Here is a 3,811-nt window from a genome sequence, read left to right as displayed (position 1 = left end):
CGTCTTTTCCCCAGATCGTCCCAAATGGACTGGCCGCTCTACCCTTTGCAGCGATCTTCTCCTTCGGGATTGCCCTGATCCTTTGCCTTGCCTACGCCAATCGCCATCGTTGGCGCACTGTCTTGAGGCCAAGCTGGGGCCGCGTCATCGGGGCGATGGTGCTGCTGGTCGTGACCCCGGTCGCGGTGTTCACCTGGTTACCGTCCATCCTGGGTTTCGCGATCGGAATCGTGATCTTGCTGATGGTGGAGGCGGGCAGTTGGGATATCGATCTTGGGTTTCTGGCTCTTCTGATCATGTCGATGCTGATTTGGGACCCCGTATCCTGCCTGATCGTCTCGGGCATCAGCTCCCGCTGGGTCAGGGTCGCGGTTTTCTGCCTCATGTTCTGGACGGCCTATTGCGCCGTGATCCTGACCCTTGGCACCCGGACGTTTACGCTCTGACGGTCGCTTACCATCCGGGCGACCTTGACCTCACCCCACCACGTTGAACGCGGGCCCATAGGGGTAATGCGTGATATCCTCGGGCTCATCTTCCGTCACCACGAAGATGTCATGCTCCCGGTAGCCGCCCGCCCCAGGGCTCCCCTCCGGGATCGTCAGCATCGGCTCCATCGAGATCACCATCCCCGGTTCCAGCACCGTGTCGATATCCTCACGCAGCTCCAGCGCCGCCTCGCGGCCGTAGTAGTGCGACAGGATCCCGAACGAATGCCCATACCCGAAAGTCCGGTACTGCAGCATCTGCCGCTCGGCCAGGAACTCGTTGATCTTCATGGTGATCTCGGCGCAAGACGCCCCGGGCTTCAAGAGCTTCATCCCGTATTCATGGCTGTCGATATTCGTCTGCCAGACCCGCATCGAGGCATCGTCCACCTCGCCCACAAACAGCGTCCGCTCCAGCGCGGTGTAATAGCCGCTGATCATCGGAAAGCAGTTGAGGCTCAGGATATCGCCATGCTTCAGCTTCCGGTTCGTCACCGGATTATGCGCCCCATCGGTGTTGATCCCGGACTGGAACCACACCCAGGTATCCCGATACTCCGCATCCGGGAACCGCTTCGCGATCTCCCGCTCCATCGCATCCCGGCCCGCAATCGACACCTCAAGCTCCGTCGCCCCCACCGCAATCGCCTCGCGGATCGCATAGCCGCCGACATCCGCCACATTCGCCCCGTGCTTGATCAGCACAATCTCGGCCGGGCTTTTCATCATCCGCTGGTGCATCGTCGCAGGCGCGATATCCATCCCGCGCTTGGGCTTCAGGAACGTGTTGAACTTCTCCGCCCGCTCCATCGTCAGATGGTCCGCCTCACACCCCACCGCCTTGCCAAGACCCGTGACCGACGCCACCGCCCGCCACATGTTGTCCCGCGCCCAGTCGGTATAGGTGATGTTGTCGCCAATCGACCGCCGCCACGGCTGGCCCGCATCGATCCCCGCCGAAATCGTCACGCATTCCGTCCCCGTCACCACACAGGCATAAGGCCGCCCGAACGAGCAATAGAGGAACCCCGAATAGTAAGCGACGTTGTGCATCGAGGTCAGCACCACGGCATCAAGCTCATGCATCGCCATGATCTCGCGCAGACCTTCAAGCCGGTCATGATATTCCTGATCGGCAAAAGGCAGCGTGTCCTTCGCCCCACCATTGTGGAAGCGGTACATTGCGGGTCGGTTCAGTGTCATGTCAGACCTCCGTCACGGGGCACGATAGGACCCCGAAAGATCCCGGCGTACAGGACGGTGGCAGATTTCCCTGCAAGCGGCGGGGCAACAGCCCCTGCGGCGACGCCATCGCCACGGCTCGCCCTCTTCGTGCCCCGGATCGCGGCATTTTGCAACCCGCTGGCCAAATTCCGCCGCCCCGGCTTGCGGTGCGAAAGTGGCCCCCCATCTAACAGTAAACCGCAACCAAGGAGGACGCGATGCGCTGCCCGGTAGATAACGAAACCCTGGTTATGGCCGACCGCGGCGGGGTCGAGATCGACTATTGCCCGAAGTGCCGTGGCGTCTGGCTGGATCGCGGAGAGCTTGACAAGATCATCGAACGCGCCGCCGCCGAGGCGCCCGAACCTGCGGCCAGCCCCCAGGCGCCTCCCCGCCAAGCGCCTCCCCGCCAGGCCGCGCCAGGTCAGGCCGCCCCGATCTACCAGCCCGAACCCCAGCGCCCCGCCCCACACGGCTACGCACCGGAACCGCGCCGCTACGATTATGACGACGACGATGATGATTATCACCGCGGCTACAAGAAACGGCGGAAGAAGAGCTTGCTGGGCGAGATTTTCGATTTCTGAACACCGCTCCTCGTGGCATTTCATGCCTCGTCGCGGCCTGCCCGCCCACGACGAGAAGACGAAGTCGAACGAGGAGCCGCTCAACGACCGCCTAGAGGTGCGGCTCAGGTACAGTCAGGCTCCAGGGCGGAGGCCCTTAACCAGTCATGCTTGCCCACCAGCCGAAGCCAGGGAATCGACGCATATGTAACCGGATAAAACGACTCCTGATGATGTAGCCGATCCCCGAACAGTTCGTCCGCGATGGCCTTGTTCCAGCCATTCAGCAGTCGACCGATATGCCCCGTCACATCGAAATTGCCGCAAGGGCCGTAAAGCCTTGACCAGATCGGGTCTGACAGCCGGATCAGCAATCCCCGTCCTTGGTCAGCGTTTTCAACTGTTCGGCCAGTGATGCGCATGACAGAGTTTGGGCGCGGCAACGGCCCGTGCCAAGGGAGGAATACTTGCGACCCGGTCCCCTGAACCTCATCACCGATGTCACCGGCCTCATTGTCGGGAACGCACAAGGTGCCGCGCTCCGCTCCGGCGTCACCGTGCTGACCGCCGACAGCCCCTTCACTGCCGCCGTCCATGTCATGGGCGGCGCGCCGGGAACGCGCGAGACCGATCTTCTGGCCCCCGACCGCATGGTGCAAGAGGTGGACGCGATCTTCCTCGCAGGCGGCTCCGCCTTCGGCCTCGATGCCGGGGCCGGGGTGATGGCTGGCCTCCGCGCCAAAGGCCGGGGCTTCGCCATCGGCCCGGTGCAGGTGCCGATCGTGCCGGGGGCCATCGTGTTCGACCTTCTGAACGGCGGCGACAAGGACTGGGCCGACAGCCCCTATCCCGCGCTGGGCCGTGCGGCGTTCGAGGCCGCAGGCCCGGACTTCACCCTCGGCACCGCCGGGGCAGGCTTTGGCGCGATGACGGGGAACCTCAAGGGCGGGCTCGGCTCGGCGTCCTGCGTCCTGCCATCCGGCATCACCGTCGGCGCCTTGGCCGTGGTCAACGCCTTGGGCCAGGCGACTGTGGGCGAGACCGGTCACTTCTGGGCCGCGCCTTTCGAAGAAAGCGCCGAGTTCGGTGGCCTCGGCCCCGCGCCCATGGTCCCGCAAGAGACCCCCCTGCCGCGCAAGCGTCTGGGTGAGGCCACGACCATCGCCATTGTCGCAACCGACGCCCGCCTGACCAAAGCTGAGGCCCACCGGATGGCCGTTGCCGCCCACGACGGCATGGCCCGCGCGCTGGTGCCGTCACATACGCCTTTGGACGGTGACCTCGTGTTCTCCGTCGCGACCGGCGCCCGCGAGATCGCGGACCCCCTGACCGACAGCTTCCAGATCGGCCACGCCGCCGCCACCTGTCTGGCGCGGGCCATTGCGCGGGCGGTGTATCTTGCTGAACCGATGCCCGACGATCTTCAACCCAGCTGGCGCTCCCGCTTCGGGAAGGGTTAACAACTCCCTACCGACCAGGCAACATATTGAAATCATTGAGGTGCGAAGACTGTCCCACCGTGGGACGCTACCA

Annotated in this window: 5 protein-coding genes; 3 read left to right on the top strand and 2 right to left on the bottom strand. The window is 64.1% G+C overall.

The genetic code is table 11. From position 1 onward, the window contains the following. A partial coding sequence (locus ACRCSW_RS12390) for a hypothetical protein (protein ID WP_438705496.1) occupies nt 1-446 on the top strand: 446 nt, incomplete at its 5' end. 30 nt (nt 447-476) lie between these two features. Here the strand turns inward: ACRCSW_RS12390 and ACRCSW_RS12385 are convergent. Beyond that, nucleotides 477-1,685: a M24 family metallopeptidase gene (locus ACRCSW_RS12385; RefSeq protein ID WP_438705498.1), complete on the bottom strand. Its 1,209-nt coding sequence runs from the start codon at nt 1,683-1,685 to the stop codon at nt 477-479. A gap of 245 nt (nt 1,686-1,930) precedes the next feature. Here ACRCSW_RS12385 and ACRCSW_RS12380 point away from each other — a divergent pair, with 245 nt between their 5' ends. Next, the gene (locus tag ACRCSW_RS12380; RefSeq protein ID WP_438705495.1) at nt 1,931-2,299 is read left to right on the top strand and encodes a zf-TFIIB domain-containing protein; all 369 of its coding nucleotides are present in this window, start codon (nt 1,931-1,933) and stop codon (nt 2,297-2,299) included. 104 nt (nt 2,300-2,403) lie between these two features. Here the strand turns inward: ACRCSW_RS12380 and ACRCSW_RS12375 are convergent, their stop codons facing one another. After that, on the bottom strand, nt 2,404-2,652 hold the full coding sequence (locus ACRCSW_RS12375) for a hypothetical protein (protein ID WP_438705493.1): 249 nt from the start codon (nt 2,650-2,652) through the stop codon (nt 2,404-2,406). 93 nt (nt 2,653-2,745) lie between these two features. Here ACRCSW_RS12375 and ACRCSW_RS12370 point away from each other — a divergent pair, with 93 nt between their 5' ends. Then, nucleotides 2,746-3,738, top strand: coding sequence for a P1 family peptidase (locus tag ACRCSW_RS12370; RefSeq protein ID WP_438705492.1), 993 nt, complete (start codon nt 2,746-2,748; stop codon nt 3,736-3,738). Nucleotides 3,739-3,811 lie beyond the last annotated feature (73 nt).

This window comes from Tabrizicola sp., assembly GCF_051645465.1.
In the GTDB taxonomy this organism is placed as follows: domain Bacteria; phylum Pseudomonadota; class Alphaproteobacteria; order Rhodobacterales; family Rhodobacteraceae; genus Tabrizicola.
Note: the sequence above shows the minus strand (reverse complement) of the source record. Positions and strands in the feature narration are given on the sequence as shown.

Bases quoted from the DNA above. Each gene is read 5' to 3' on its own strand.
- ACRCSW_RS12380 (WP_438705495.1), top strand. From the start codon at position 1,931: ATGCGCTGCCCGGTAGATAACGAAACCCTGGTTATGGCCGACCGCGGC.